Here is a 22550-nt window from a genome sequence, read left to right as displayed (position 1 = left end):
TCCATGTGGTTCAAGAATCTGCAGATCTATCGCCTGCCCGCCAACTGGGACATGACGCTCGAGCGTCTGGAGGAGCAACTGGCGAAGAAGCCCTTCCATCCCTGCGGCAGCCAGGACATGGAAAGCCGCGGCTGGCTGTCGCCGCTGGGCAACGAGGTGCTGGTGCACGCGGTGGGCCAGCAGTGGCTCGTGTGCCTGGGCTTCGAGCATCGCCTGTTGCCGTCGGCGGTGGTCAAGCAGGAGGCCGACGAGCGCGCCGAGGAAATGGCCGAGCAGCAGGGCTACAAGCTCGGCCGCAAGCAGATGAAGGATCTGCGCGAGCAGGTCATGCAGGAGCTGCTGCCGCGCGCCTTCACCCGCCGCCGGCGGATGTACGCGTGGATCGACCCGGTCAATGGCTGGCTGGTGATCGACGCCGCCAGCCAGAGCAAGGCCGAGGACATGCTGGAGCAACTGCGCCACACGCTCGACAGCTTCCCGCTGACGCTGCTGCGCACCGAGAAGTCGCCGATGTCGGCAATGGCCGACTGGCTGGCCGGCAACGAGGCGCCGGCGGGCTTCAGCATCGACCAGGACTGCGAGCTGCGCTCGGTGGCCGAGGACAAGGCGGCGGTGCGCTATGTGCGCCATCCGCTAGAGGGCGACGAGGTGAAGGGCCACCTCGAGGCCGGCAAGCTTCCGACGCGGCTCGCGTTGACCTTCGACGACCGCATCAGCTTCGTGCTGACCGAGAAGCTCGAGATCAAGCGGCTGGACTTCCTCGATGTGGTGCGTGACCAGATCGAGGGCGAGCAGGAAGACAAGGAAGCGCTGTTCAACGCCGAGTTTGCGCTGATGACCGGCGAGCTGGCGCATCTGCTGCCGGCCGTGGTCGAGGCGCTGGGCGGCGAGACCGGTGTCGAACCGGTCGCAGCGAGCGAGCCGCGTCCGGCCGCTGCGACGGCGACGACGCCCCAGCCGGAAGGCGTTGCGGCCTACGATCCGCCGTTCTGAGCCGGAAGGCATCCCTCTGCGGTCCGTCGCGGGGGGATGCTTCTGGGTGTACACAAGATTTAAGTAATTAAAAGAATATAAAGATCATGTACCGCCAGTTTCTGTGGATAAGCCTGTTTTTCCCTTTCCATACAGATGCTTGAGAGGCCGAAAAACCGGTGCAGAAGGCGCCTTGCAGCGAAGGACCGATTGTTGATGAAAATCCGCTGCGTCGATCTTCGGTCGCTTATCCACAGACCGTGCCACTGCCCCACCACAGTTTGTCCACTGCGCTTGCAGGCCGCTCGACATGCCTGAAGGCGGACTGCCGAAGCGCGAAATCGACGCCGTTGCACCCGCACGCGGGCAGCAGGACGCCGCGCCGCAGCGCTGGGCGCTGTGGCGGCTGGACGAAAACGGCAATCACTTTCTGATGGAGACGTTCGATTCGCGCGAGCGCGCGGAGGCCGCCGCCCGCGACTACACGGCGCGGGGGCACAAGCAGACTTACTGGGTGGAACGGGGCTGAACGCCTGCGTGACGGATGCTGGGAAGACCACGATGCATGCGATGCCCTTGAATCGTGGCCTGTCCGAAGCCGGGCGCAGTCAGCTTATGCCAGCACTTCGCCGTGCTCGCGCGTGGCGTGGAAGCTCACCTTGGGCCATTTCTCGGCCGTCACTTCCAGGTTGTAGCGGCTGGTGGCCAGATAGACCGGATTGCCGTCGATGTCCTTGCCCAGGCGCAGCGCCTGCTCGCGCTCGAAGTTGCGGCGGGTGACGTCGTCGGGGAAGGTGAGCCAGCGCGCGGTGTGGATGTCGGCGGGCTCGAAGATGGCATCGACCTTGTATTCGTCCTTCAGGCGCTGGGCGACGATCTCGAACTGCAGCACGCCGACCGCGCCGAGCAGCATCTGGCCGCCTTCCAGCTCGAACACCTGGATGGCGCCTTCTTCGCCCAGTTCCTGCAGCCCTTTCTGCAACTGCTTGGATTTGAGCGGATCACGCAGCCGGGCGGCCCGGAAAAGTTCCGGCGAGAAGTAGGGGATGCCCTTGAAGCCGAGGTTCTCGCCTTCGGTCAGGGTGTCGCCGATCTGCAACTGGCCGTGGTTGTGGATGCCGATGATGTCGCCGGCGACGCCATCTTCCATGATCACGCGCTCATTGGCCATGAAGGTGAGCGCATTGGCGAGCTTCATGTCGCGGCCGGCGCGCACGTGCTTCACCTTCATGCCCGAGGCGTAGCGGCCCGAGCAGATGCGGAAGAAGGCGATACGGTCGCGGTGCTTCGGGTCCATGTTGGCCTGGATCTTGAACACGAAGCCGGTGAAGGCGGGTTCGGCCGGCTGCACCATGCGGGTGGCCGCCGCGCCCGCGGCGGCGATGCGCGCCTGCGGCGGCGGCGCCCAGTCGATCAGCGATTGCAGGATCTCCTGCACGCCGAAGTTGTTGATGCCCGAGCCGAAAAACACCGGCGTCTGCTTGCCGGCGAGGAATTCGTCGAGGTCGAATGGCGGCGAAGCGCCATCGATCAGCTCGACATCGTCGCGCAACTGGCCGACTTCCATCGGGAAGCGCTTGTCCAGCTCGGGGTTGTCCAGGCCCTTGATGATCTCGCCGTCGCTGCGGCGCTCCTCGCCCGGGGTGAAGGTCAGCACCTGGTGCTGCAGCAGGTGATACACGCCGCGGAAGGCCTTGCCCATGCCCAGCGGCCAGGTGACCGGCGCGCAGGTGATCTTGAGCACGTCTTCGATCTCGGCCAGCAGCTCGAAGGGCTCGCGCACCTCGCGGTCGAGCTTGTTGACGAAGGTGATGATGGGCGTGTTGCGCAGGCGGCAGACGTTGAGCAGCTTGATGGTCTGCGCTTCCACGCCCTTGGCGGCGTCGATCACCATCACCGCGGCATCGACCGCGGTCAGCACGCGGTAGGTGTCTTCGGAAAAGTCTTCGTGGCCCGGCGTGTCGAGCAGGTTGATGGTGTGGCCCTGGTACTCGAACTGCATCACCGAGCTGGTCACCGAGATGCCGCGCTGCTTTTCCACTTCCATCCAGTCGGAGGTGGCGTGGCGGGCGGACTTGCGCGCTTTCACCGTGCCGGCGAGCTGGATCGCGCCGCCGAACAGCAGCAGTTTCTCGGTCAGCGTGGTCTTGCCCGCGTCGGGGTGGGAAATGATGGCGAAGGTGCGGCGCTTTTCGACGTCGCGCAGCAGTTCGGGCGGGAAGGGAGTGGTGGTCATCAGCGCTCGTCGGCAGAAAACAAAAGCCGCCTGCCCGTGGTCGGGCGAGGCGGGACAAGCGCAATTATATCAAGTCATTAGCGGGAGGCAGCGGCCCTCTCGCGGGTGACCCGCTCGGTGACGTCGCGCGCTACCGCGACCGAGCCGAGGACCGTATCGCCGTCGGCGACGAGCGCGAAGCTCATCTCGACATACAGCTTGTGCCCGTCGCGATGCAGCGCGCCGGTGAGCGTGGGTCGGCCGTTGAGGCGGGTGTGGCGGTTCTCGATGGCGGCGTGAAATCCGCGCCAGTGTGCCGCGCGCAGCTTCTCGGGGATGATCAGGTCCAGGCTCTGGCCGAGCGCGGCCTCGGCGCTGAAGCCGAACAGGGCCTCGGCGGCGCGGTTCCAGCGCCGGATGATGCCTTCACGGTCGGAATAGATGAGGGCCTCGGCCAGTTGGTCGAGGATGTGCTCCGCGAGCGGCCCTGCCGCCGGATCAAGGTTTTCCATGCGCTTCTCGCTCGTCACGGGATCCAGAACTTCGCCTTTTCAGTGACGCTGACTGCAGGGTCGGTCGTATCCGTCGCGATGAAGCGTACCGGATGCGAACCCGACGCGGCGGAACCGGGCTCGAGCTGCACGCGGGCGGTCGCAGATGCGGTGGCGGCGGGGGCGACTTCCACGTCGAGCGGCTGGGCAAGGTGGATGCCTTCCAGGCCGTCGATGGCGACGCGGTAGATGCGCGTCTTCTCGCTGGCGTTGATCAGTTGCAGGCGGAAGGTGTTCTCGATGGCGCCTTCTGCGGTTTCGGTGGCGAGCGCCGCGCGGTCGCGCTGGATGTCGAGCTTGAGCGGGACGCGGGTCGCGAGCGACCCTACCGTGGCACCCAGCAGCGACAAGAAGATGGCGCTGTAGATCAGCACCCGCGGCCGCAGCGTACGGCGCAGGATGGTCGCGTGCGTGAATTGCTGCTTGACGGCGTTTTCCGTCGAGTAGCGGATCAGGCCACGCGGCTGGCTGATCTTGTCCATGACCTGGTCGCAGGCGTCGATGCAGGCGGCGCAGCCGATGCATTCCAGTTGCAGGCCGTCGCGGATGTCGATGCCGGTGGGACACACCTGCACGCAGATGCCGCAATCGACGCAGTCTCCCTGGCTCTTCGGGTCCGGGGCGGCTGTCGCTGCTGCGGCCAGCTTCTTCGAGCGGCCGCCGCGCGGTTCGCCGCGCTTTTCGTCGTAGGCGACGATCAGCGTGTCGGGGTCGAACATGACGAACTGGAACTGGGCGTAGGGGCAGATGTACTTGCACATCTGCTCGCGCATGAAACCGGCGTTGCCATAGGTGGCGCCGGCGTAGAACAGGATCCAGAACGTCTCCCAGCCGCTTTGCGAGAAGCTCAGCACGGCTTGCGACAGCTCGCGGATGGGCGTGAAGTAGCCGACGAAGGTGAAGCCCGTCCATAGCGACACCAGCAGCCACAGCAGGTGCTTGCTGCCCTTGATGCCGAGCTTGCGCGCTGACCAGGGTGCGGCGTCGAGCTTGATGCGCTTGGGGCGGTCGCCTTCGACCAGCTTCTCCAGCCACAGGAAGATTTCCGTATAGACCGTCTGCGGACAGGTGTAGCCGCACCACAGGCGGCCCGCCACGGTAGTGAACAGGAACAGCGCCAGTGCCGACAGCACCAGCAGCACCGCCAGGTAGATCGTGTCCTGCGGCCACAGCACGAGGTCGAAGACGTAGAAGCGCCGGGTATCGAGGTCGAACAGCACGGCCTGGCGGCCGTTCCAGGGCAGCCAGCACAGGCCGTAGAAGACGATCTGCGTCAGCCACAGGAAGACCCAGCGCCAGCGCTGGAAGAGGCCTTTGACGCTGCGTGGATAGACCTTGGGTTCGGCGGCGTAGAGTGGCTGGATCGGGATGACGCGCTGCGATCTGGACGGTTCTGGCATTGGGGGCATGTCGTTGGGCCAGGCTGCCCGCAGCGGATGCCGCCGTCAGCCGGTATTAAAGAAGTATTTTTTTTACGACTTTAAACCTGAGCGGATTCCGGTTCAAGCAAAGAATCTTTGTGAGAATGGGTGTATGGCGCCCGGCCCATGGTCCAGCCTGCCGGCGCAAGTGGCGGGCGGCCGCACGCAAAAACGGCGAACCCCGCGTGTGGCGGGGTTCGCCGTGAGGCAGATGTTGCCGGAAGCGCCCGCAGGCCCGTGGCGAAACCGCGTCAGCGGCGGCGATCCTTGTCCTTGCCGAGTTGGTCGCCGATCAGGCCGCCGACCGCGGCACCCCCGACGGTACCGAGGATGCCGCCGTCGGTGACGACGGCACCAGCCACACCACCGACCGCAGCACCGGTGGCAGCGCTCTTTTCGCGCGAGGACATGTTGTCCCAGGTGGCGCAGCCGGTCGCAGTGATCGAGGCTGCGGCGATCAGCAGGGCAGGAATGAGCTTGCGCGTATTCATGGCGTTCTCCTTGTTGGTCGTTGCACCGGCCGGACGGATCCGTTCCGTTCCTTTCGGTTGCCAGATTGGAACATGGGTGCGGCATGAAAGCTCCCGCGCAGTCGTGAGGCATTGTTTCCTCATGTGTCGAATGGCGGTGCGGCGCGAGGGCGGCAGTGCGGTGTAGCATCCTGCATTCCGGCGCTCGGCCGGCCAAGAATGGTGTGCCGGACCCGCAAGGGGCCGCAACTTCGCGAAACGACCCGGATGCCTCAATCCCCTCTGCTTGAACGACTTCTTCACTGGCAAGTGCGGCGGCCGCTGCATGCGATACGGTTGGGGATCGCCGTTGCCGGCGTCATCGCCCTCGGGGTGGGCTGGTACGACATGTTGAGGGACATGCGCAACGCCGAGCAGGACACGATGGAGCGGCTGCGTGTACAGGCGATCATCCAGGCGCGGGCTGCCGGCGAGGCGGTGGAAGGTGCGATCGGGCGATTCGATCTCGCCCTGCGCGCCCTGCAGACGGCGGGTGCCGAGTCGGCTGCCGACCTGAGCCTGCAGGGCCGCATCATCAAGGCGGCGATGTCCTCGGACCTGCTGCTGCAGGCCTTCGTGATCGGGGCGGATGGCTATCTCGCCTATTCCTCGTTGGGCGCGGCGCCGCGCAATTACCTGGGCGACCGCGAGTATTTCCGCACCCTGGCTGCGACCGACGAGGACCGCCTCGTCATCGCCCGGCCGGTGATCGGGCGACTCAGCAAGAAGTGGTCCATCCAGATCGCGCGCTCCATACGCCATGACGGACGCTTCGAGGGCGTGGCGGCGCTGGCCGTCTCGCCCGAAGCGTGGTCCTCGCGGCTGTTGCGCTTCGAGGCGAACCCGCTCGACACGCTGACCCTGCTCGATGGCGACGGCTACGTGCTGTTGCGCACGCTCAACGTCAACGAGCACCTTGCCAAGCAGGCACCCGGCGAACGTGAGTACAGGCTGCATCCGGAGCGCATCGAGGGACACTACGTGACCCATGGGGCGGTCGATGGCGTGCTTCGCCTGTACGGCTGGACCAGGCTGCCGTCGGGCCTGGTGATGTTGTCCGGCATTGCGCTGGAGCCGGCGCTGGCGCCGCTGCGCGCGCAGCGCAGCGGCACGCTGATGCGCGTGGTGGCGGCATCCGGCCTGTTCGTGTTCGCGATCGCCGCGCTGCTGATTGCGCTCAAGCGCTACGAACATGCCGTGCGGCGGCTGGGCGAGCGCGAGGAGCACTATCGCAGCGTGCTCGAGCACATGGATGAAGGGCTGGTGGTGGTCGATGCCGACAACCGCATCGTCAACGTCAATCCCGCCTTTTCGGCGATCACCGGCTTCACCCAGGAGGAGGTGGAAAAGCGCCCGGTGTTCCTGCTGTCGCGCGGTCGCACGCTGGATCGCGCCATGAGCGAATTGTCCGCACCGTCGAGCTCGGGGCATTGGGAGGGCGATTTCGAAGGCGTGCGCGCGGGGGGTACGAGCTATACCGGCCACGCGGTGATCTCCACGCTGCGCAACGCAAGCGGCGACGTCCGCCACCGTGTCGCGCTGATCACCGACGTCACCGAGCGCCGGCGCAGGGACGACGACATCTGGCGTCAGGCGAACTTCGACCGCCTCACCGGCCTGCCCAACCGCGCCCTGTTTGCCGACCGCCTGGACGGCATGCTGCGCCATGCCCGGCGCCACCAGTCCAGCGTGGCGGTGTTGTTCATCGATCTCGATCGCTTCAAGCCGGTGAATGACGGATTCGGTCACGAAATTGGCGACCTGCTGCTGCGCCAGGTTGCGCATCGCCTGCTCGGCGTGTTTCGCGATGAAGACACGGTGGCGCGCATTGGCGGCGACGAGTTCATCGCCGTGATGCAGGGCGAGGACGTCGAGGCCGGCGGCGAGCGGGCGGCTGCGCAGGTGGTGGAGCAGTTGTCGCAGCCGTTCCTCGTGGAGGAACGCAGCCTGCAGGTCGGATGCAGCGTCGGCATCGCGCGCTTTCCGGTCGACGGCGACTCGGTCGAGGCGCTCGTCAATGCCGCGGACCGCGCGATGTACCGGGCGAAGAACGGCGGGCGCGGGCGCTGGAGCCGATAGGCATCGGAACCTGCATGCGCTGCGCGCGGGAATCTTTCGCGTCGTGGCATGCTCTGAAGAATCATCGGAGCGTTGCAGCCTTGCAGCGACCGCATAGAGGATGACGATGTTCAAGGACGACAGGCTTGCCGGCCTCTTCCAGGCTTTCGCGCGCAGCAGGGCGCAACCGCCCTCGCTGGTACAGAAGATCATCGCCGGGATCGGCGCGGTGGCGGTGTTTGCGCTCGCGCTCACCTTCTCGGTGGTGTTGTTCGCCGTGGTGGTGAGCGTCGGCGCGATCGTGTGGGCCTACCTGTGGTGGACGTCGCGCAAGCTGCGCAAGCAGATGCGCGACAACCCGCCCGGCGGCCTGGTGATCGAGGGCGAGATCATCCGCGAGGTGCGCACCCGCGACGGCGAAGGCAGTTGAAGCGCGGATTCGGGCTGCGTCTCAGCCGATGAAGACGCGGTGCGCGGCCCAGTAGAGACCGGCTGCCAGCGAGATGGCGGCGGGCAGGGTCAGCACCCAGGCGAGCAGGATATGGGTCACCGTCTGGCGTTGCAGGCCACTGCGGTTCGCGACCATCGTGCCGGCCACACCGGATGACAGCACGTGGGTGGTGGACACCGGCAGCGAATACACGTTGGCGAGGCCGATCGCCATCACCGCGGTGATCTGCGCGCTCATGCCCTGAGAGTAGGTCATGCCCTGCCGGCCGATTTTCTCGCCCACTGTCAGCACCACGCGTTTCCAGCCGATCATCGTGCCGATGCCCAGCGCCGCGGCCACGGCGAGGACCACCCAGAAGGGAGCGTATTCGGTGGAGTGCGTGAGGTCCTTGCGCAGGTTGGAAAGGTCCTTGCGCTCCGACGCGGGCAGGTAGGCGAGTTTGGACACCTTGCGCGCGGTGTCGTCGAGGCACAGCAGGTAGCGCCGCACGTCCACCCTTGCCTGCGGCGGCATCTCGTTGAAATCGCGCACGCCCTCGAGGTCGCGCCTCAGCGCGGCGATGGTGATCTCGGTCTGCTTGGGGTCGCAGCGGAACTTGGCCGGCAGGTCGGTACCGTTGGACTTGCCGAGCGCCAGGTAGTCGGTCAGCGCCATCGCGTTGCGCTCGTAGAACTCGCTCAGGTGAACGGCGGCGTCGCGGCTGCGGTTGATGTCGTAACCGGTGCTGTCGAGGTTCAGCACGAAATGCGCGGGCACGATGCCGATCAGCACCAGCATGATGAGGCCGATGCCTTTCTGGCCGTCGTTCGAACCGTGCACGAAGCTCATCCCCATCGCCGACAGCACCAGGATGAGCCGGTTCCAGAACGGCGGATGCTTCTTGCCGACGTCACCCAGCCGGTATTCTGGCGTCTTGTGCATGGACGAATGCGGCTTGAACCACTTCAGGCCGATCAGGATCAGGCCGGCGACCACGAAGCCGACGACCGGCGACACCACCAGTGACAGGGCGATGTCGATCGCCTTCTGCCAATTCACGCCGTCGGCCACCGGAATGCCGCTGATCACCGCATTGGCGAGGCCGACACCGAGGATGGAGCCGATCAGGGTGTGCGAACTTGAGGCGGGGATGCCGAAGTACCAGGTACCCAGGTTCCATGCGATTGCCGCGGTGAGCAGCGAGAACACCATCGCCAGCCCGCGCCCGGTGTCGGTGTCGATCAGCAGCTCGACGGGCAGCAGATGCACGATGGCGTAGGCGACGCCCACGCCCCCCAGCAGCACGCCGAGAAAATTGAAGCAGCCCGAGGCGATCACTGCGACGTAAGGCGGCATCGCCCGGGTGTAGATCACCGTGGCGACGGCGTTGGCGGTGTCATGGAAACCGTTGATGAACTCGAAGGCCAGCACGAAGGCCAGGGCCAGGATGAGGCTCAGGAGGAGCCAGGGGTCGAGGCCGCTGATGAATGAGGTCATGGTGGGGGCTCGGCGAAAACACGGGGTTTTCGCGCATGGCGGAGGGCCGGACTGGCACGGGCGGCAAGCCGGCTCGCCGTTCAAGGGGATGAAGGTAACGAGGCATTTTCGCAAATTGCGCAATAAATCTGAAATCTTCCGTCTTCCATCTGGCGCAGAAACACGCGCTTGAATGAAGATGACGCGCATCCTGGGGTGTGTATCCGAGACAAAAGATGACTTCGGAACGCCGGCTCCGCCCGGCTTGACGGGCGCCGCCCGTTCCCGGCTATAATCCGCCCCCTTTTCGCACCCTCCGCTGCGTCGCTGACGCACATCACCCGGCGCAACGCCGGCTGCGCGGAGCAGGTGCCGAAGCCTTGGTGGTGAAATTGGTAGACACGCTATCTTGAGGGGGTAGTGGCGAAAGCCGTGCGAGTTCGAGTCTCGCCCAAGGCACCATTCTTCAGAAGATCCCGTTTCAGCCCGGCATCCGCGCCGCGGCCGCCAGACGGCGAGCGCCGGTCCAGAGGCCCGCGACGGCGATATCGGCAGCCGTGCTGGCTGCGGCGCATCGCGATGCGTGGTATGTTCCCGCCGACCGCAAGCGCGCCACCGTACATCGCCGCCGTACCTCGCAAGTTGGGCGATAATACGCCGCCATCGGGTCACTACTACAAGACCAGAACTGAGGGGAAACAATGGTTGCCGGGAAATCCAAGATCATCTACACGCTCACCGACGAAGCTCCGCTGCTCGCGACGTGCGCGTTCCTGCCCATCATCCGGACCTTCACCGGTCCCGCGGGCGTTGAAATCGAGAAAGCCGACATCTCGGTGTCGGCCCGCGTGCTGGCGGAGTTTCCCGAGTTCCTGAGCGAAGACCAGCGCGTGCCGGACACGCTCTCCGAACTGGGCAAGAAGACCCTCGACCCCGACGCCAACATCATCAAGCTGCCCAACATCAGCGCCTCGGTCGCGCAGCTCAAGGCCTGCGTCAAGGAACTGCAGGAAAAGGGCTACAAGATCCCGGACTACCCGGAAGATCCCAAGACCGACCAGGAAAAGGAAATCCGCGCGCGCTACGGCAAGTGCCTCGGTTCCGCGGTCAACCCCGTGCTGCGCGAGGGCAACTCCGACCGCCGAGCCCCCGCCGCCGTCAAGAACTTCGCCAAGAAGCACCCGCACTCCATGGGCGAGTGGAAGCAGTGGTCGCAGACCCACGTCTCGCACATGCACCACGGCGACTTCTACCATGGCGAGAAGTCGATGACGCTCGACCGCGCGCGCGACGTCAAGATGGAGCTCATCACCAAGTCGGGCAAGACGATCGTGCTCAAGCCCAAGGTCGCGCTGCTGGACGGCGAGATCATCGACTCGATGTTCATGAGCAAGAAGGCGCTGTGCGAGTTCTACGAGCGTGAGCTGGAGGACTGCCGCGAGGCCGGCATCCTGTTCTCGCTGCACGTCAAGGCGACGATGATGAAGGTCTCGCACCCGATCGTCTTCGGCCACTGCGTGAAGATCTACTACAAGGACGCTTTCGAGAAGCACGGCAAGCTGTTCGACGAGCTCGGCATCAACGTCAACAACGGCATGGTCGACCTGTACGACAAGATCAAGACCCTGCCCGAATCCAAGCGCGACGAGATCATCCGCGACCTGCACGCCTGCCAGGAGCACCGCCCGGCGCTCGCGATGGTCGACTCGGCCAAGGGCATCACCAACTTCCACTCGCCCAACGACATCATCGTGGACGCGTCGATGCCGGCGATGATCCGCCAGGGCGGCAAGATGTGGGGTGCCGACGGCAAGCAGTACGACAGCAAGTGCGTGATGCCCGAGTCGACCTTTGCCCGCATTTACCAGGAGATGATCAATTTCTGCAAATGGCATGGCAATTTCGACCCGCGCACGATGGGCACGGTGCCGAACGTCGGCCTGATGGCGCAGAAGGCGGAAGAGTACGGCTCGCACGACAAGACCTTCGAGATCTCCGAGGACGGCGTCGCCAACATCACCGACCTCGCCACCGGCGAAGTGCTGCTGGCGCAGAACGTCGAAGCCGGCGATATCTGGCGCATGTGCCAGGTCAAGGACGCGCCGATCCGCGACTGGGTCAAGCTCGCCGTCACCCGCGCGCGCAACTCGGGCATGCCGGCGATCTTCTGGCTCGACCCCTACCGTCCGCACGAGAACGAGCTGATCAAGAAGGTCAAGACCTACCTCAAGGATCACGACACCAGCGGCCTCGACATCCAGATCATGTCGCAGGTGCGTGCGATGCGTTACACCCTGGAGCGTGTGGTCCGCGGCCTCGACACCATCTCGGTGACCGGCAACATCCTGCGCGACTACCTGACCGATCTGTTCCCGATCATGGAGCTGGGCACCTCGGCCAAGATGCTGTCCATCGTCCCGCTGATGGCCGGTGGCGGCATGTACGAGACCGGTGCCGGCGGTTCGGCGCCCAAGCATGTGCAGCAGCTCACCCAGGAGAACCACCTGCGCTGGGATTCGCTGGGCGAATTCCTCGCCCTGGCGGTGTCGCTGGAAGACCTCGGCATCAAGACCGGCAACGCCCGCGCCAAGCTGCTGGCCAAGACCCTGGACGAGGCCACCGGCAAGCTGCTCGACGAGAACAAGTCGCCCTCGCCCAAGACCGGCCACCTCGACAACCGCGGCAGCCAGTTCTACCTGGCCAAGTTCTGGGCCGAACGCCTGGCGGCGCAGAGCGAGGATGCCGAACTGGCGGGCAAGTTCGCCCCGCTCGCCAAGGCGCTTGCGGAGAACGAGCAGAAGATCGTCACCGAGCTGTCCGAAGTCCAGGGCAAGGCGGTCGATATCGGTGGCTACTACAAGGCCGACGCCGAGAAGTGCAAGGCGGTGATGCGTCCGAGCGCCACGCTCAACGCCATCCTGCAGGCGGCACGCGCCTGATCCTGCCGGGTTGAAACCCGCAACTGTCGGCAAAGGCCGGCGAACCGGAAACCGGTTCGCCGGCCTTTTTCGCTTGGCTTGCTGCCCTGGCTCGAAGATGGCCGGGTCGCGCTCGTGAGGCCTATCCAATGGCAGATTTCCGCAAGATCCGGGTGATGATCTCGAGCCGCTGCGCGTCCACGGTGCGGCAGGGCGACGGGCGCATCTCGATGACCGAGGTGCGCAAGCGGCTGCAGCGCGAACTGAGCGTCGAGACGCTGTGCGGTGAACCGCTGTTCGAGGTGTGGATTTCGGACAATGCGCCCGATCAAGCCCAGGGCGACCTCGAGACCGCATGGGAGAAGTCGCTCGAGGAAGTGCGCAAGGCCGACATCGTGCTGGCGCTGTACACCGGCGAGGCGGGCTGGGCGCCGGCCGGGGGCATCGGCGTGTGCCATGCCGAGTTCCAGCAGGCATGGAACGATGGACCCGCGCGGCTCAAGGTGGTGCGCATCATCGATGTGCAGGGCGTGCCCAAGGACAAGGCGGAACTCGCCCGCGATGCGAGCTTCCAGACCTGGTTCGGCGAACTCAATCCCACTTCGTCGGCGACAGCCGATGCCGACGAGATCGTCGCCCGCAGCCGGGAGGCTCTGCGCGAGGCGGTCGCCGGCCTGGTGAAGCTGGGCGGACGCGAGGTGCGCAAGGGCCGCTTCGCCTACGGTACGCCGCTCGACTGGAGTCGGCTGGATTTTGCGCATCGGAAGCAGGCGATGCAGGAAGCGCTGGGCCGTGGTCTTGCCGAGTTCGGCGCAGTGGAATTCGGCGGCGGCTGGTTATGGGCCCGGGCCGGCACCGCGCTGCTGACGATCTGCCATGGCCTGCCAGGGGCTTTCGGCGTTGCCGCCGCGCGCGAGATGGTGGGTCAGCCCTTCCTGCAGGATCACCTGATCCTCGGCAAGGTGGTCAGGCGCCGCGAGAGGCCGGCCGGGCCGCTGCACCTGGTTGCCTGCCTGAAGAACGTGACCGAGACGCAGGCGATGCGCCAGTTGGGCTTCCCCGACGCGACCATCGTCGCGGCGCCTTTCGGCATCTACGTGTCCGACCCGGTGCAGAAGATCCAGATGATCTTCCTTGCCAACTGCCGCGATCCGACCACCACCCGCAACGCCCTCACGCGCCTCGTCGAGTGGCTGGAAGCGACCGGCGAGAGCGAGAACCTGGCGCGGCGCGCCGTGGGCCGGCGCAAGATCGTGCGTGCGATCCTGGATCTGAAGGGCGACTGAGCGAGGCGCTGAAGGTGCCGTGTCTGCCGCGGCTAGCGCGAGCGTGAATCCGGCTTCATGCGGAATTCGGCCAGGTTCGTGATCACGTAGCCGGTGTAGTTGCGGATCAGCTTCGCCTTGGCCGCGTCGATCCGGAACACGGGTGCACCGTCCTCTTCGCGGCCGCCGAACCAGCGGCAGAACACCGGCACGAGGGCATCGCCCCGCTTCGGCAGTTCGGTCAGATCCGGATCGGCGACGGCGTACAGGCCGTGCACGTAGGAGCCACGGTAGCAAGCGCCTTCCGAGCGCACTTCGACCACGGTGACGCCACTGACATGCTCTGGCTCCTGCGGCTCGGCCAGCTCGTAGCTGTCCTTGTCGAGGCCGAGGTCCTTGTACAGCGGCGCGTTCCAGTACGAATCCACGAGCAACTCCATCAGATCGGGCGAGGCACGAATGTAAGCCGCGCGGCATGCGAGGGCAACAGCATCGCGATGCGGTGCAAGGCGTGCTACGGATGCGCGGCGTCGGGCAAGGGCCAGTCGGGGATGGCGGGCGGCAGCAAGGCACGCAGCCCGTCACGCAGCTCACCGTGGCGTTCCAGGGCCTCGGCGAGCTGCACCACGCAATTCCAGGTTTGCGGCTCGCGCAAGGCGTCGATCGCCTGGTCGAGCGCGGTGGTGAAGGCATCGCGCGCGCTGAGCAGCCGGCTGAGGCGCAGCGCCCGCGCGACGTCGCCGAGGTCCGTCCTGTGGTGCAGGTCGTGTGCCTCGCCGCGGCACATCTGTTCGGCGATCGGTCCGCCCAGCAGGCCGACCACATGGGCGCGGATCTCGCGGCGGTGCGAGGCGGAGAAGCCGTCGAGCTGCGCCTGGCCGACTGGTGTGGCGAGGACGTCGTCGAAGCCCTGGCCGTCCGGGTGCAGCGCGCCTTCGCTGCCGAGCCAGCGCAGGAAGGGCCGCGGAAAGACCAGGTCGGCCTTCTCGCACAGGCCCCACAGGTCGCTGCAGCAGCGCCCGGTGCGGATGTCGGTGCGCCAGCTCTCGGCGCCCTCGGGCGCGACTGCCAGCTTCAGAACCGGCACGCCGCCGAGCGCGAAGGCCACCGCGTGACCGGCCTCGTGGAAGCAGGTCTCGCGCCGCAGTTCGCGCGTCAGGCGGCGCACGGCGAGGGGCCTCGCGCGGCCCGGCCCTGCCGCACACGCCCGAGCCGGCAGGCGGCCAGGACAGCGAGCATCAGCGCCAGCAGCGGCAGGCTTCCCGGCTCGGGCACCGCACGCGCGAAGGCGGCGGCGATCACCGCGTGCGCGGCGGTCGTCGGATGGAAGTCGTCCCAGAACACGAATGCGGCAGGATCGGAGCACGCCGGCCCCGACAGCAGGCAGCCGTCCGTCGCGTTGGTGAAGCCGAATGCGCCAGGATGGGCGACGACGTCGTTCAGGAACGCGAAGGTGTCGAACTGGATGATTCGCGCCGGTGAGGAGGCATCCAGCACCGACAGAAGCGAAGCCAGAGTGCTGTTGAAGAGCGTCGAGAACGCCTGTGCCGGTGCCTGCAGGCCGGGAAGCTGTCCGAAAGGGGTCAGCGACAGGTCTGGCAGATTCGGCACCAGGATGTCATGTGCGCCCATCGCGGCCAGCGCAGCGGCGTATTGCGCGACGTTCTGCGCCGCGGTGACGGGCGAATCCGCGGTCAGGAAATCGTTGGCGCCGCCCCACACGAAATACAGCGCCGTGGGGTCGGCGAAGCCGCCGGGTGCGAGCGAGGCGTAGGCGGCAAGCTGCTGGGCCATGCCTGGCAGGCCGAAGCCGCCGGCGCTCGTTGCCGTGCCGCCGTCGCCGTAGTTGCCGATGCCGGTCGTCGAGCCGGAAACAGCGAAGCTGAAGAAGTTCGCCGGCGTGGCGCCCCCGGGCAGGATCGCGGAGGCGAGGTATTCGGCGGCGGTCTGGCCATTGGTGAAATGCCCGTCCACATAGGGCGGGCAGGGATGTCCCGGATCGCAGTTTCCGCCGAGCAGCTTGTAGATGCTGCTGACGGCCGACGGATTTTTGCCGGCGTCCGACAGGCTGTCACCGAACACGTACAGACCGCTGTAAGGCATGGCCGCGGCATGCGCGGTCAGCAGCAAGGTGGCACAGCAAGAGAGGAGGAACTTCATTGCTGATTTCATCGGTAGGGCTCCCGTCGGTTCGCCTGCGTGGACATGGCGCGGCGTATCCGATGCAAATGTAGCGCACGCGGCGGGCATCACGCACGCCGGCCGGCCGCCTTCCCATGCGGGTTCGGGTGGCGTGTTCAATGGACACGGGCCGGTGCGGACGTCCCCGATCGCGCCAGCATGCCGGTCGAATTGGCTATGATGTGGGCGTGCCAAATGCATCGCGGCATGCGTCTGCCTGCCGCGGTCCGTTGCCGCTTCAATCCGATCCTCGTCGAGTGCCGCGTCGATGGCTGAAACGCCCACCCACAAATGGAATCCGTTTGCAGCCGTGCTGTTGCTGGCTGGCGGTCTCGTGCTGTTCGCAGTGCTGGCCTGGTCGAGCCATTCCAGCCTGCGCGAACTGGAGGACGAAACGGCGATGCGCGCCAGGGCGCGCATGAGCCTGCTGCAGGCGACCGTCGTGCTGTCGCTGCTCAAGGATGTCGAGACCGGGCAGCGCGGTTTCCTCTTGACCCGCAACGAGAGCTATCTGAGTACGTTCCGGGACGGGGTTGCCGGCCTCGATCCGGCGCTCGAACGTTTTCGCGAAGTTTCTTCCGGTCTGGCGGGGGTCGATGCGCTGCGCGAGGAACTGCAGCCACTGGTCATGCGTCGGGTGGCGATCGCTGCGCGCAACATCAGCATGTTTCCGCAAGGTGAGGCCGAGGTGACGACGGGGCGGAACGAGCTGCTCGACGAGGGACGCGCGACGATGGAGCTGATCCGTTCGCGCTTTCAATCGATTGAGACACGTCTGCGCGACGAGATCGACGCTCGCAACCGCCTCGTGGGCGTGACGATGAAGCGGGCGTTGCTGACCTCGGTGCTGCTGACGGCGACCGGCGCCTTCCTGATCATCGCGGCCTATGGCCTGTTGCATCGCGAGCAGGTGCGTCGCTTGCGTGCGGAAGGAGCCCTGCGCGAGGCCAATGCACGCCTGGAGGAAGCGGTGGCCAGCCGTACCGCGGAGCTGCAGCAGGCGCGTGACGAGATCGGGGCCTTCGCGCTCCACCTCGACCGCGGCATCGAGGCTGAACGGCGGCGCCTCGCACGCGAGGTGCACGACCAGTTGGGGCAGGTCTTCACGGCGACGAACATGCTGGTTCACCAGGCCCTGCAAGGCGTTCCCGGGCGTGCCCAGGATCTCGAGCGCATCGGCGGCTTGATCGGCGAAGGCATCGCGACGGCGCGCCGTATCGCCAGCGCGTTACGCCCGCCGCTGCTCGACGATCTCGGCCTCGGCGCGGCGCTCGTGCATGCCGGGCGCCAGTTCGGCGAACAGGCCGGCGTGCAGTGCAAGGTGGACATCAGCGACGGCGAGCGCCTGGGGGCCGATCAGTCCATCCAGCTTTTCCGCATCGTGCAGGAGGCGCTGACGAATGTGGCACGCCACGCCGGGGCCAGCCGGGTGTGGATCGAGGGCGAGGCCCGTGGCGATCGCTTTCGACTTTCGATCGAGGATGACGGGCGCGGCCTCGACCCCGATGCGTCGACTTCGCACGGCCTCATCAGCATGCGCGAGCGTGCGTTGCTGGCGGGGGGTGAGCTGGCACTGGGCACGGGTCGGAGCGGTGGCCTGCGTGTCGAGGTCATGCTGCCGCTGGCAGACAAGGAGGGCGCGTAGGGATGCGGATCCTGATCGTCGACGACCATCCGGTGATGCGTTTCGGAGTGCGCCAGCTCGTCGAGCGGCGCTGGCCGGAGGCCGACATCGGGGAAGCGGAAAATCTTCTGCAGGCGCTGCACTTGGCACGGGGGCAAGCGTGGCAGGTCGCGGTGCTGGACCTGTCGCTGCCTGACGCCGTTGGCCTCGAGGGTCTGGCCCAGCTTCGGCGCGCCGCGCCCGCATTGCCGGTGCTGGTGTTGAGCATGCATGGCGAGGCGGCCTACGCGACGCAGGCGCTGCAACTCGGTGCCGCCGGCTACCTGACCAAGGAGCATGCGACCAGCGAGCTGGTCACCGCGATCGATCGCGTGTGCGGCGGCGGCCGCTACATCAGCAGCGACCTTGCCGCCCGGCTGGCGGACCTGTTGACCAATCAGGGTGGGACGCGGGCGCCACACGAGACGCTGTCGCCGCAGGAGCACCGGGTGATGCTGCTGATCGCGGCGGGAAAGAGCGCGAGCGAGATCGCCGACGTGATGCACCTGTCGGTGAAGACGGTGGGGACCTACCGCAGTCGCATCATCGACAAGACCGGACTCGCCAACACCGCGGAGATCGCGCGCTACTGCGCGTCGCGCGGCCTGATCGATCTGTCCTGATGGCGCAATGCCCGGGTAGGTGATTCGCCTACATCCGGATCGGCATCTTGCCGACGACACGGTGCAGCCGCCGCCGATATGGGCCTGGCGGCTTGCCGGCGATCATGGCGGCACTCGGGTCGTCCAGGAATTGCCGCCATGCGTATCGTCGTCGTCGAAGACTCCGCCCTCGTGCGGGACAAACTGATCGAAATGCTCGGTGCGCAGCCCGGCCTGTCGGTGATCGGCCATGCGGCGGGAGAGGACGAGGCCTACCAGCTCGTCACCGCACGGCGGCCGGATCTGGTGCTGCTCGATCTGGCCCTCAGCCCGGGCAGCGGCCTGAAGCTGCTGAAGCGCCTGCGCGCGCTGCCGGGCTTCGCACCGCGTCTGGTGGTGCTGAGCAATCAACCGGCCGATCCCTACGAGGCCCTGTGCATTGCGGCCGGGGCCGATGCCTACCTGGACAAGTGTGCCGATCTGAATGCGCTGCTCGCCCAGATCGCGAGCTGGATGCCGCCGCTGCCGACGACAGAGCCGGAACGCCTGCGCAAGCTCAGGGAGCTGCGCGTGATCGACACGCCGACCGAAGAGAGCTTCGACGCGCTCAGCCGGATGGCTGCCGACATCGCGCGGACACCGATCGCCCTGATCAGTCTGGTCGACGATCGACGCCAATGGTTCAAGGCGCGTGTCGGTAGCGAGGTCACCGAAACATCGCGCTCGATTTCGTTCTGTGGCCATGCCTTGCTGCGTGACAGCCTGTTCGAGGTCGAGGATGCCGCCCTCGACCCCCGGTTTGCCGACAATCCGCTGGTGCGCGGCGAGCCGGGCATCCGCTTCTACGCCGGCATGCCGCTGGTCATGCCCGGGGGCGAAGTGATCGGCACGCTGTGTGTGATCGATCGCACGCCGCGGCGGCTGGACGATGTCCAGCGGCGCGCGCTGGCGGTGCTGGCGCGCAGCGTGGTGACCGAGATCGAGCTGCGCCAGCGCGTCCTCGCGCTCGAGGCGGAGGTGGCGCGGCGCCACGAGGCGGAAGCGCGCATCATGCACCTCGCCACGCGCGATGCGCTGACCGGCCTTCCCAACCGGGCGGCGCTGATGGACCGTCTGCGCCAGGGGATCAAGGCCGCGCACCGCGACGGCAGTCTGCTCGGTGTGCTGTTCATGGATCTTGACCGCTTCAAGTGGATCAACGACACCCTCGGCCACGACGTCGGCGATGCCCTGCTGCAGGAGATGGCGGCGCGCCTGACCGGCGTGATCCGCGACTCCGACACGGTGGCGCGGCTCGGCGGCGACGAGTTCGCCGTGATCCTGCCTTCGCTGCGCCGGGTGGAAGATGCCCAGGTCGTGGCCGACAAGATCATCGAGGCGGTGCTGCGCCCTCTCCGGCTGGAGGGGCACTGCATCCGCGTCGGCTGCAGTGTCGGCCTGGCCACCTATCCGCAGCAGGGTCACACCGAAGAAGCGCTGCTGCGGCATGCCGACCTCGCCATGTATGCGGCCAAGGAGGCCGGTGGCAACCGAAGCCAGCTTTTCGCCGAGCAGATGAACGACAGGGCGGTCGAGCGCGTGACGCTGGAATCGGAGCTGCGCACCGCAATTGAACTGGGCCAGTTCGAACTGCACTATCAACCCCAACTGCGCCTGGCCGACCAGCGGATGAATGCGGTCGAGGCGCTGGTGCGATGGAAGCATCCGCGCAACGGCCTCATGTCGCCGGCCCGCTTCATCCCGCTGGCGGAGGAAACCGGGCTGATCTGGGAACTCGGCCTGCGGGTGCTGAATCTGGCGCTGGCGCAGATGGCCGCCTGGCGCCGGCAGGGCCTGGAGGTGCCGCGCATTGCGGTCAACGTGTCACCGATGCAGTTGCGTTCCGAGCTGATCGACGAAATCGCCGCCGCGCTGCAACGCCACGACCTGCCGGCCGAGTGCCTCGAAGTCGAGCTCACCGAGAGCGCGCTGACTGCCGACGGCCCTGCCGCCAACGGCTTGTTGCAATCCCTGCGGCGCATGGGCGTGTCGATTGCCGTCGATGATTTCGGCGTCGGCTATTCGTCCCTGACCCTGTTGCGCAGGCTGCCGATCTCGGCGCTGAAGATCGACCGAAGCTTCATTGCCGAGCTGACCTGGAACCGGCAGGACCTGGCCATCGTCGAGGCCATCCTGACGATGGCACACAGCCTGGGCCTGCGCACGGTGGCCGAGGGCGTGGAGCAGGCCGACCAGAATGTCGCGCTCAGCGTCCTCGGTTGCCAAGACGCGCAGGGCTACCTGTACTGTCGCCCGACCGATGTCGACGGGATCACGCGCTGGCTGCAAGCGCCCGGCGCGTCGCACGGAAGCAGCGCGACGGAACGCCTGCCTAGCAGCGTGTCGTGAGTCGGGTACGCGCAAGACCGATGCGCACGGCACCCGCGAGTACGGTCTGGGGGGTGGCACGAAGCGCTGCGGCAGGATAGGCTGCCTTACCCGGCGCGCGTGCCCAGGCTGAGCCCGCCGGGGTTGATGATGGGCATGAACACCATGCGCATCGTCGCCAACTGGTTGTGCAGCGTTTCGTCCCAGCGCAGTCGTGTCGCCACGCTGCGCAGGTGACTCAGCACCACATCGGAGCCGATGCGCTCGACGCCAGGCACGCCGCTGAAGAAACCTACCGCGGGCGAAGGATTGCCGATGGCGACCCGATACACCGACAGGCGCTCGCGAGTTGGGGAAGCGAGATGAAGAATTCGGCACCTGCTGCATGCAGGGCGCTGCGGGGCGTCTATTGGCGAAACTCTTCGTGGCAGTTGCTGCAGGCCTTCTCGACGCGGAAGACGGCAGGCTTCAGCGTGTCGAGCGAACGCTCCTGCGCAGTGGTGGCGAGAGCACCGGTCGCATCCTCGAGCGCATGGGCGAGGCGCTTGAACTTCTCCGGTTCCTGCCAGACCGAGTCCTTCGCGTGGCCGACAGCGTCGGCCTGCATGACCTCCGGGAAGAACTGCCACGGCTGCTGCGCGAGGGCCTGAAGCTGCTGCGCGTCATGGAGGGCCGTTTCGGCGTTGAAGCGCTCCTTGCCCTTGGCGAAGGCCAGCAGACGCTCGCGCGTCTTGGTCATTTCCCTGAACACCTTGCGGCGTTGCGCGAGCGGGGAGTTGGGGTCCAGCCGGTCGCAGCCGGCCAGGCCGGTGCCGATCGCCAGAATGCAGGCTGCGGTGATGAGACGGGAGGGGCGCATCGGGGCTCCTGGCGCGTGGCAAGGGGTGGATTCAGACCTGCTCGATGCCGGCCAGGCGCCAGTGGCCCTGGCGGTCGTCGATGAAATGCCAGACTTCGTCGAGCGGTTCGGGAGGCGCATCCCTGCCTTCCGCGATGAGGCCGCTGTAGCGCACCGAGACCAGGCGCCGCGCGCCGTCGTCGGTGGCATCGATGATGCGTGCCTGCATCGACACCGCGCTGGTGCGGCCGGGGCCACCGCGCTGCGCGATGTCGGCTTCGATCTGCCCCAGCAGCGGCTCTTCCACCCGGCTGCGCAGCAGTGCGAGGTCGCCGCGGTTGTTGGCGTCCTGCAGTTCATTGAAGAGCTGCAGCGCCATGCGCTCGGTCGCGGCGTCCGCCGACGGCAGTGCGTGCGTCGCGCCGATGGAGGGTTCCTGACGCCGCTCGAGAGGCTGCACCGCCGATTCGAGCGTGCCGACCCTGGCCAGTTCGCCGCGCCGCGCGGCCTGATAGCGGCGCAGCGCCCAGTAGGCCGTGCCCGCCATCATCAGCAGTACGAGGAGCGAGGTGAAGCCGAAACCGCTCGCCGGCGGCTGCTGCGGCAGCACGCCGTAGCCATTGCCGCCGGCCGCCACGCCGCCACCGTTCCCGCCATAGGCCGAAGCGTTTGCAGGCGCGGCGCCGTGGTTGCCGAGCAGGTAGCCGGCCGCGGCGCCGGCTGCGGCAGCGCCGGCGACCGTTCCCCAGCCAGGGCCGCTGCGTGCCGTCGCCGGAGCGGGCGCGGTCGGGGCAGGCGCACCGGCGCCCGGCCGGCCAGCGTCGAATCCGTCCGCCGCGCCGCCGCGCGCCTTCGCCATCACGTCGGGACGGCTCATCCCCATGCTGCCGCCAGCGCCGAGGCGCGATGACGATGCGCTACCGATGCTCGATGACGGCGCGCCGTAAGCGGAACTCCGGCTGCTACTGCCAAGCTTGGCTTCGCTGACGAGCGGCTGTCCGATCAGCACCATGGCGAGGGTCGCCAGCACGACGCCGCGGCCTGCCCGGCGCGAAAGATCCTTGATGTCCATGTGTCCCCGCTG

At 66.8% G+C, this 22550-nt stretch carries 20 protein-coding genes and 1 tRNA gene; 10 read left to right on the top strand and 11 right to left on the bottom strand.

The window, feature by feature from the left end:
* The first annotated feature begins 3 nt into the window (after window positions 1-3).
* The gene (locus GH664_RS06910) at window positions 4-993 is read left to right on the top strand and encodes a recombination-associated protein RdgC (RefSeq protein WP_153167309.1); all 990 of its coding nucleotides are present in this window, start codon (window positions 4-6) and stop codon (window positions 991-993) included.
* A gap of 289 nt (window positions 994-1282) precedes the next feature.
* Window positions 1283-1501, top strand: coding sequence for a hypothetical protein (locus GH664_RS06905; RefSeq protein ID WP_228111413.1), 219 nt, complete (start codon window positions 1283-1285; stop codon window positions 1499-1501).
* 84 nt (window positions 1502-1585) lie between these two features.
* On the opposite strand, the gene GH664_RS06900 is transcribed toward GH664_RS06905, so the two are convergent.
* From GH664_RS06900 to GH664_RS06885, 4 genes are all read right to left on the bottom strand, one after another.
* Complete coding sequence (locus tag GH664_RS06900; protein WP_153167308.1) at window positions 1586-3208, bottom strand: peptide chain release factor 3; 1623 nt, start codon at window positions 3206-3208, stop codon at window positions 1586-1588.
* Window positions 3209-3285: 77 nt separating this feature from the next.
* The gene (locus GH664_RS06895) at window positions 3286-3699 is read right to left on the bottom strand and encodes a PAS domain S-box protein (RefSeq protein WP_153167307.1); all 414 of its coding nucleotides are present in this window, start codon (window positions 3697-3699) and stop codon (window positions 3286-3288) included.
* A gap of 14 nt (window positions 3700-3713) precedes the next feature.
* Window positions 3714-5138 (bottom strand): cytochrome c oxidase accessory protein CcoG, encoded by a 1425-nt coding sequence (gene ccoG, locus GH664_RS06890; RefSeq protein WP_153167306.1) that lies wholly within the window; start codon window positions 5136-5138, stop codon window positions 3714-3716.
* A gap of 272 nt (window positions 5139-5410) precedes the next feature.
* A complete protein-coding gene (locus GH664_RS06885; RefSeq protein WP_153167305.1) occupies window positions 5411-5650 on the bottom strand; it encodes a glycine zipper 2TM domain-containing protein in 240 nt (79 codons plus the stop codon).
* A gap of 315 nt (window positions 5651-5965) precedes the next feature.
* Between GH664_RS06885 and GH664_RS06880 the strand changes: the two genes are divergently transcribed.
* On the top strand, window positions 5966-7747 hold the full coding sequence (locus tag GH664_RS06880; RefSeq protein ID WP_194270343.1) for a diguanylate cyclase: 1782 nt from the start codon (window positions 5966-5968) through the stop codon (window positions 7745-7747).
* A gap of 100 nt (window positions 7748-7847) precedes the next feature.
* The gene (locus tag GH664_RS06875) at window positions 7848-8156 is read left to right on the top strand and encodes a hypothetical protein (protein WP_228111412.1); all 309 of its coding nucleotides are present in this window, start codon (window positions 7848-7850) and stop codon (window positions 8154-8156) included.
* 21 nt (window positions 8157-8177) lie between these two features.
* On the opposite strand, the gene GH664_RS06870 is transcribed toward GH664_RS06875, so the two are convergent.
* Window positions 8178-9653: an inorganic phosphate transporter gene (locus GH664_RS06870; RefSeq protein WP_153167303.1), complete on the bottom strand. Its 1476-nt coding sequence runs from the start codon at window positions 9651-9653 to the stop codon at window positions 8178-8180.
* Between the two features lie 356 nt (window positions 9654-10009).
* Between GH664_RS06870 and GH664_RS06865 the strand changes: the two genes are divergently transcribed.
* The 3 genes from GH664_RS06865 (at window position 10010) to GH664_RS06855 (ending at window position 13836) form a co-directional block, all read left to right on the top strand.
* Window positions 10010-10094: transfer RNA gene (locus tag GH664_RS06865), tRNA-Leu, on the top strand.
* Between the two features lie 239 nt (window positions 10095-10333).
* A complete protein-coding gene (locus tag GH664_RS06860) occupies window positions 10334-12571 on the top strand; it encodes an NADP-dependent isocitrate dehydrogenase (protein WP_153167302.1) in 2238 nt (745 codons plus the stop codon).
* 128 nt (window positions 12572-12699) lie between these two features.
* Entirely contained in the window at window positions 12700-13836 is a 1137-nt protein-coding gene (locus GH664_RS06855; protein ID WP_153167301.1) for a hypothetical protein, read from the top strand.
* 32 nt (window positions 13837-13868) lie between these two features.
* Here the strand turns inward: GH664_RS06855 and GH664_RS06850 are convergent, their stop codons facing one another.
* From GH664_RS06850 to GH664_RS06840, 3 genes are all read right to left on the bottom strand, one after another.
* The gene (locus tag GH664_RS06850; RefSeq protein WP_153167300.1) at window positions 13869-14243 is read right to left on the bottom strand and encodes a hypothetical protein; all 375 of its coding nucleotides are present in this window, start codon (window positions 14241-14243) and stop codon (window positions 13869-13871) included.
* 86 nt (window positions 14244-14329) lie between these two features.
* Entirely contained in the window at window positions 14330-14983 is a 654-nt protein-coding gene (locus GH664_RS06845; RefSeq protein ID WP_153167299.1) for a hypothetical protein, read from the bottom strand.
* Window positions 14971-15975 carry an SGNH/GDSL hydrolase family protein gene (locus GH664_RS06840; protein WP_153167298.1) on the bottom strand — a complete coding sequence of 335 codons (1005 nt, stop codon included), beginning with the start codon at window positions 15973-15975 and terminating at the stop codon, window positions 14971-14973. Before GH664_RS06840 ends, GH664_RS06845 begins: the two co-directional genes overlap by 13 nt.
* 289 nt (window positions 15976-16264) lie before the next feature.
* Here GH664_RS06840 and GH664_RS06835 point away from each other — a divergent pair, with 289 nt between their 5' ends.
* The 3 genes from GH664_RS06835 (at window position 16265) to GH664_RS06825 (ending at window position 20649) form a co-directional block, all read left to right on the top strand.
* Window positions 16265-17641, top strand: coding sequence for a CHASE3 domain-containing protein (locus tag GH664_RS06835; protein WP_153167297.1), 1377 nt, complete (start codon window positions 16265-16267; stop codon window positions 17639-17641).
* Window positions 17642-17643: 2 nt separating this feature from the next.
* Complete coding sequence (locus tag GH664_RS06830; protein WP_153167296.1) at window positions 17644-18282, top strand: response regulator transcription factor; 639 nt, start codon at window positions 17644-17646, stop codon at window positions 18280-18282.
* Between the two features lie 138 nt (window positions 18283-18420).
* On the top strand, window positions 18421-20649 hold the full coding sequence (locus GH664_RS06825) for an EAL domain-containing protein (protein ID WP_153167295.1): 2229 nt from the start codon (window positions 18421-18423) through the stop codon (window positions 20647-20649).
* Window positions 20650-20735: 86 nt separating this feature from the next.
* Here the strand turns inward: GH664_RS06825 and GH664_RS06820 are convergent, their stop codons facing one another.
* From GH664_RS06820 to GH664_RS06810, 3 genes are all read right to left on the bottom strand, one after another.
* The gene (locus tag GH664_RS06820) at window positions 20736-20960 is read right to left on the bottom strand and encodes a hypothetical protein (protein ID WP_153167294.1); all 225 of its coding nucleotides are present in this window, start codon (window positions 20958-20960) and stop codon (window positions 20736-20738) included.
* 74 nt (window positions 20961-21034) lie between these two features.
* Window positions 21035-21487 carry a cytochrome c gene (locus GH664_RS06815; RefSeq protein WP_194270342.1) on the bottom strand — a complete coding sequence of 151 codons (453 nt, stop codon included), beginning with the start codon at window positions 21485-21487 and terminating at the stop codon, window positions 21035-21037.
* A gap of 31 nt (window positions 21488-21518) precedes the next feature.
* A complete protein-coding gene (locus GH664_RS06810) occupies window positions 21519-22538 on the bottom strand; it encodes a Tim44 domain-containing protein (protein WP_194270341.1) in 1020 nt (339 codons plus the stop codon).
* Window positions 22539-22550: the final 12 nt, after the last annotated feature.

The organism is Thauera sp. 2A1, from assembly GCF_009469595.2.
Lineage (GTDB): Bacteria > Pseudomonadota > Gammaproteobacteria > Burkholderiales > Rhodocyclaceae > Thauera.
Note: the sequence above shows the minus strand (reverse complement) of the source record. Positions and strands in the feature narration are given on the sequence as shown.

What these genes read in the sequence shown, in the direction of transcription:
- GH664_RS06905 (WP_228111413.1), top strand. Translation starts at nt 1,283, where the DNA reads ATGCCTGAAGGCGGACTGCCGAAGCGCGAAATCGACGCCGTTGCACCC.
- GH664_RS06810 (WP_194270341.1), bottom strand. Translation starts at nt 22,538, where the DNA reads ATGGACATCAAGGATCTTTCGCGCCGGGCAGGCCGCGGCGTCGTGCTG.
- GH664_RS06840 (WP_153167298.1), bottom strand. Translation starts at nt 15,975, where the DNA reads ATGAAGTTCCTCCTCTCTTGCTGTGCCACCTTGCTGCTGACCGCGCAT.
- GH664_RS06825 (WP_153167295.1), top strand. Translation starts at nt 18,421, where the DNA reads ATGCGTATCGTCGTCGTCGAAGACTCCGCCCTCGTGCGGGACAAACTG.
- ccoG (WP_153167306.1), bottom strand. Translation starts at nt 5,138, where the DNA reads ATGCCAGAACCGTCCAGATCGCAGCGCGTCATCCCGATCCAGCCACTC.
- GH664_RS06875 (WP_228111412.1), top strand. Translation starts at nt 7,848, where the DNA reads ATGACGATGTTCAAGGACGACAGGCTTGCCGGCCTCTTCCAGGCTTTC.
- GH664_RS06835 (WP_153167297.1), top strand. Translation starts at nt 16,265, where the DNA reads ATGGCTGAAACGCCCACCCACAAATGGAATCCGTTTGCAGCCGTGCTG.
- GH664_RS06885 (WP_153167305.1), bottom strand. Translation starts at nt 5,650, where the DNA reads ATGAATACGCGCAAGCTCATTCCTGCCCTGCTGATCGCCGCAGCCTCG.
- GH664_RS06860 (WP_153167302.1), top strand. Translation starts at nt 10,334, where the DNA reads ATGGTTGCCGGGAAATCCAAGATCATCTACACGCTCACCGACGAAGCT.
- GH664_RS06870 (WP_153167303.1), bottom strand. Translation starts at nt 9,653, where the DNA reads ATGACCTCATTCATCAGCGGCCTCGACCCCTGGCTCCTCCTGAGCCTC.
- GH664_RS06910 (WP_153167309.1), top strand. Translation starts at nt 4, where the DNA reads ATGTGGTTCAAGAATCTGCAGATCTATCGCCTGCCCGCCAACTGGGAC.
- GH664_RS06830 (WP_153167296.1), top strand. Translation starts at nt 17,644, where the DNA reads ATGCGGATCCTGATCGTCGACGACCATCCGGTGATGCGTTTCGGAGTG.
- GH664_RS06895 (WP_153167307.1), bottom strand. Translation starts at nt 3,699, where the DNA reads ATGGAAAACCTTGATCCGGCGGCAGGGCCGCTCGCGGAGCACATCCTC.
- GH664_RS06855 (WP_153167301.1), top strand. Translation starts at nt 12,700, where the DNA reads ATGGCAGATTTCCGCAAGATCCGGGTGATGATCTCGAGCCGCTGCGCG.
- GH664_RS06815 (WP_194270342.1), bottom strand. Translation starts at nt 21,487, where the DNA reads ATGCGCCCCTCCCGTCTCATCACCGCAGCCTGCATTCTGGCGATCGGC.
- GH664_RS06900 (WP_153167308.1), bottom strand. Translation starts at nt 3,208, where the DNA reads ATGACCACCACTCCCTTCCCGCCCGAACTGCTGCGCGACGTCGAAAAG.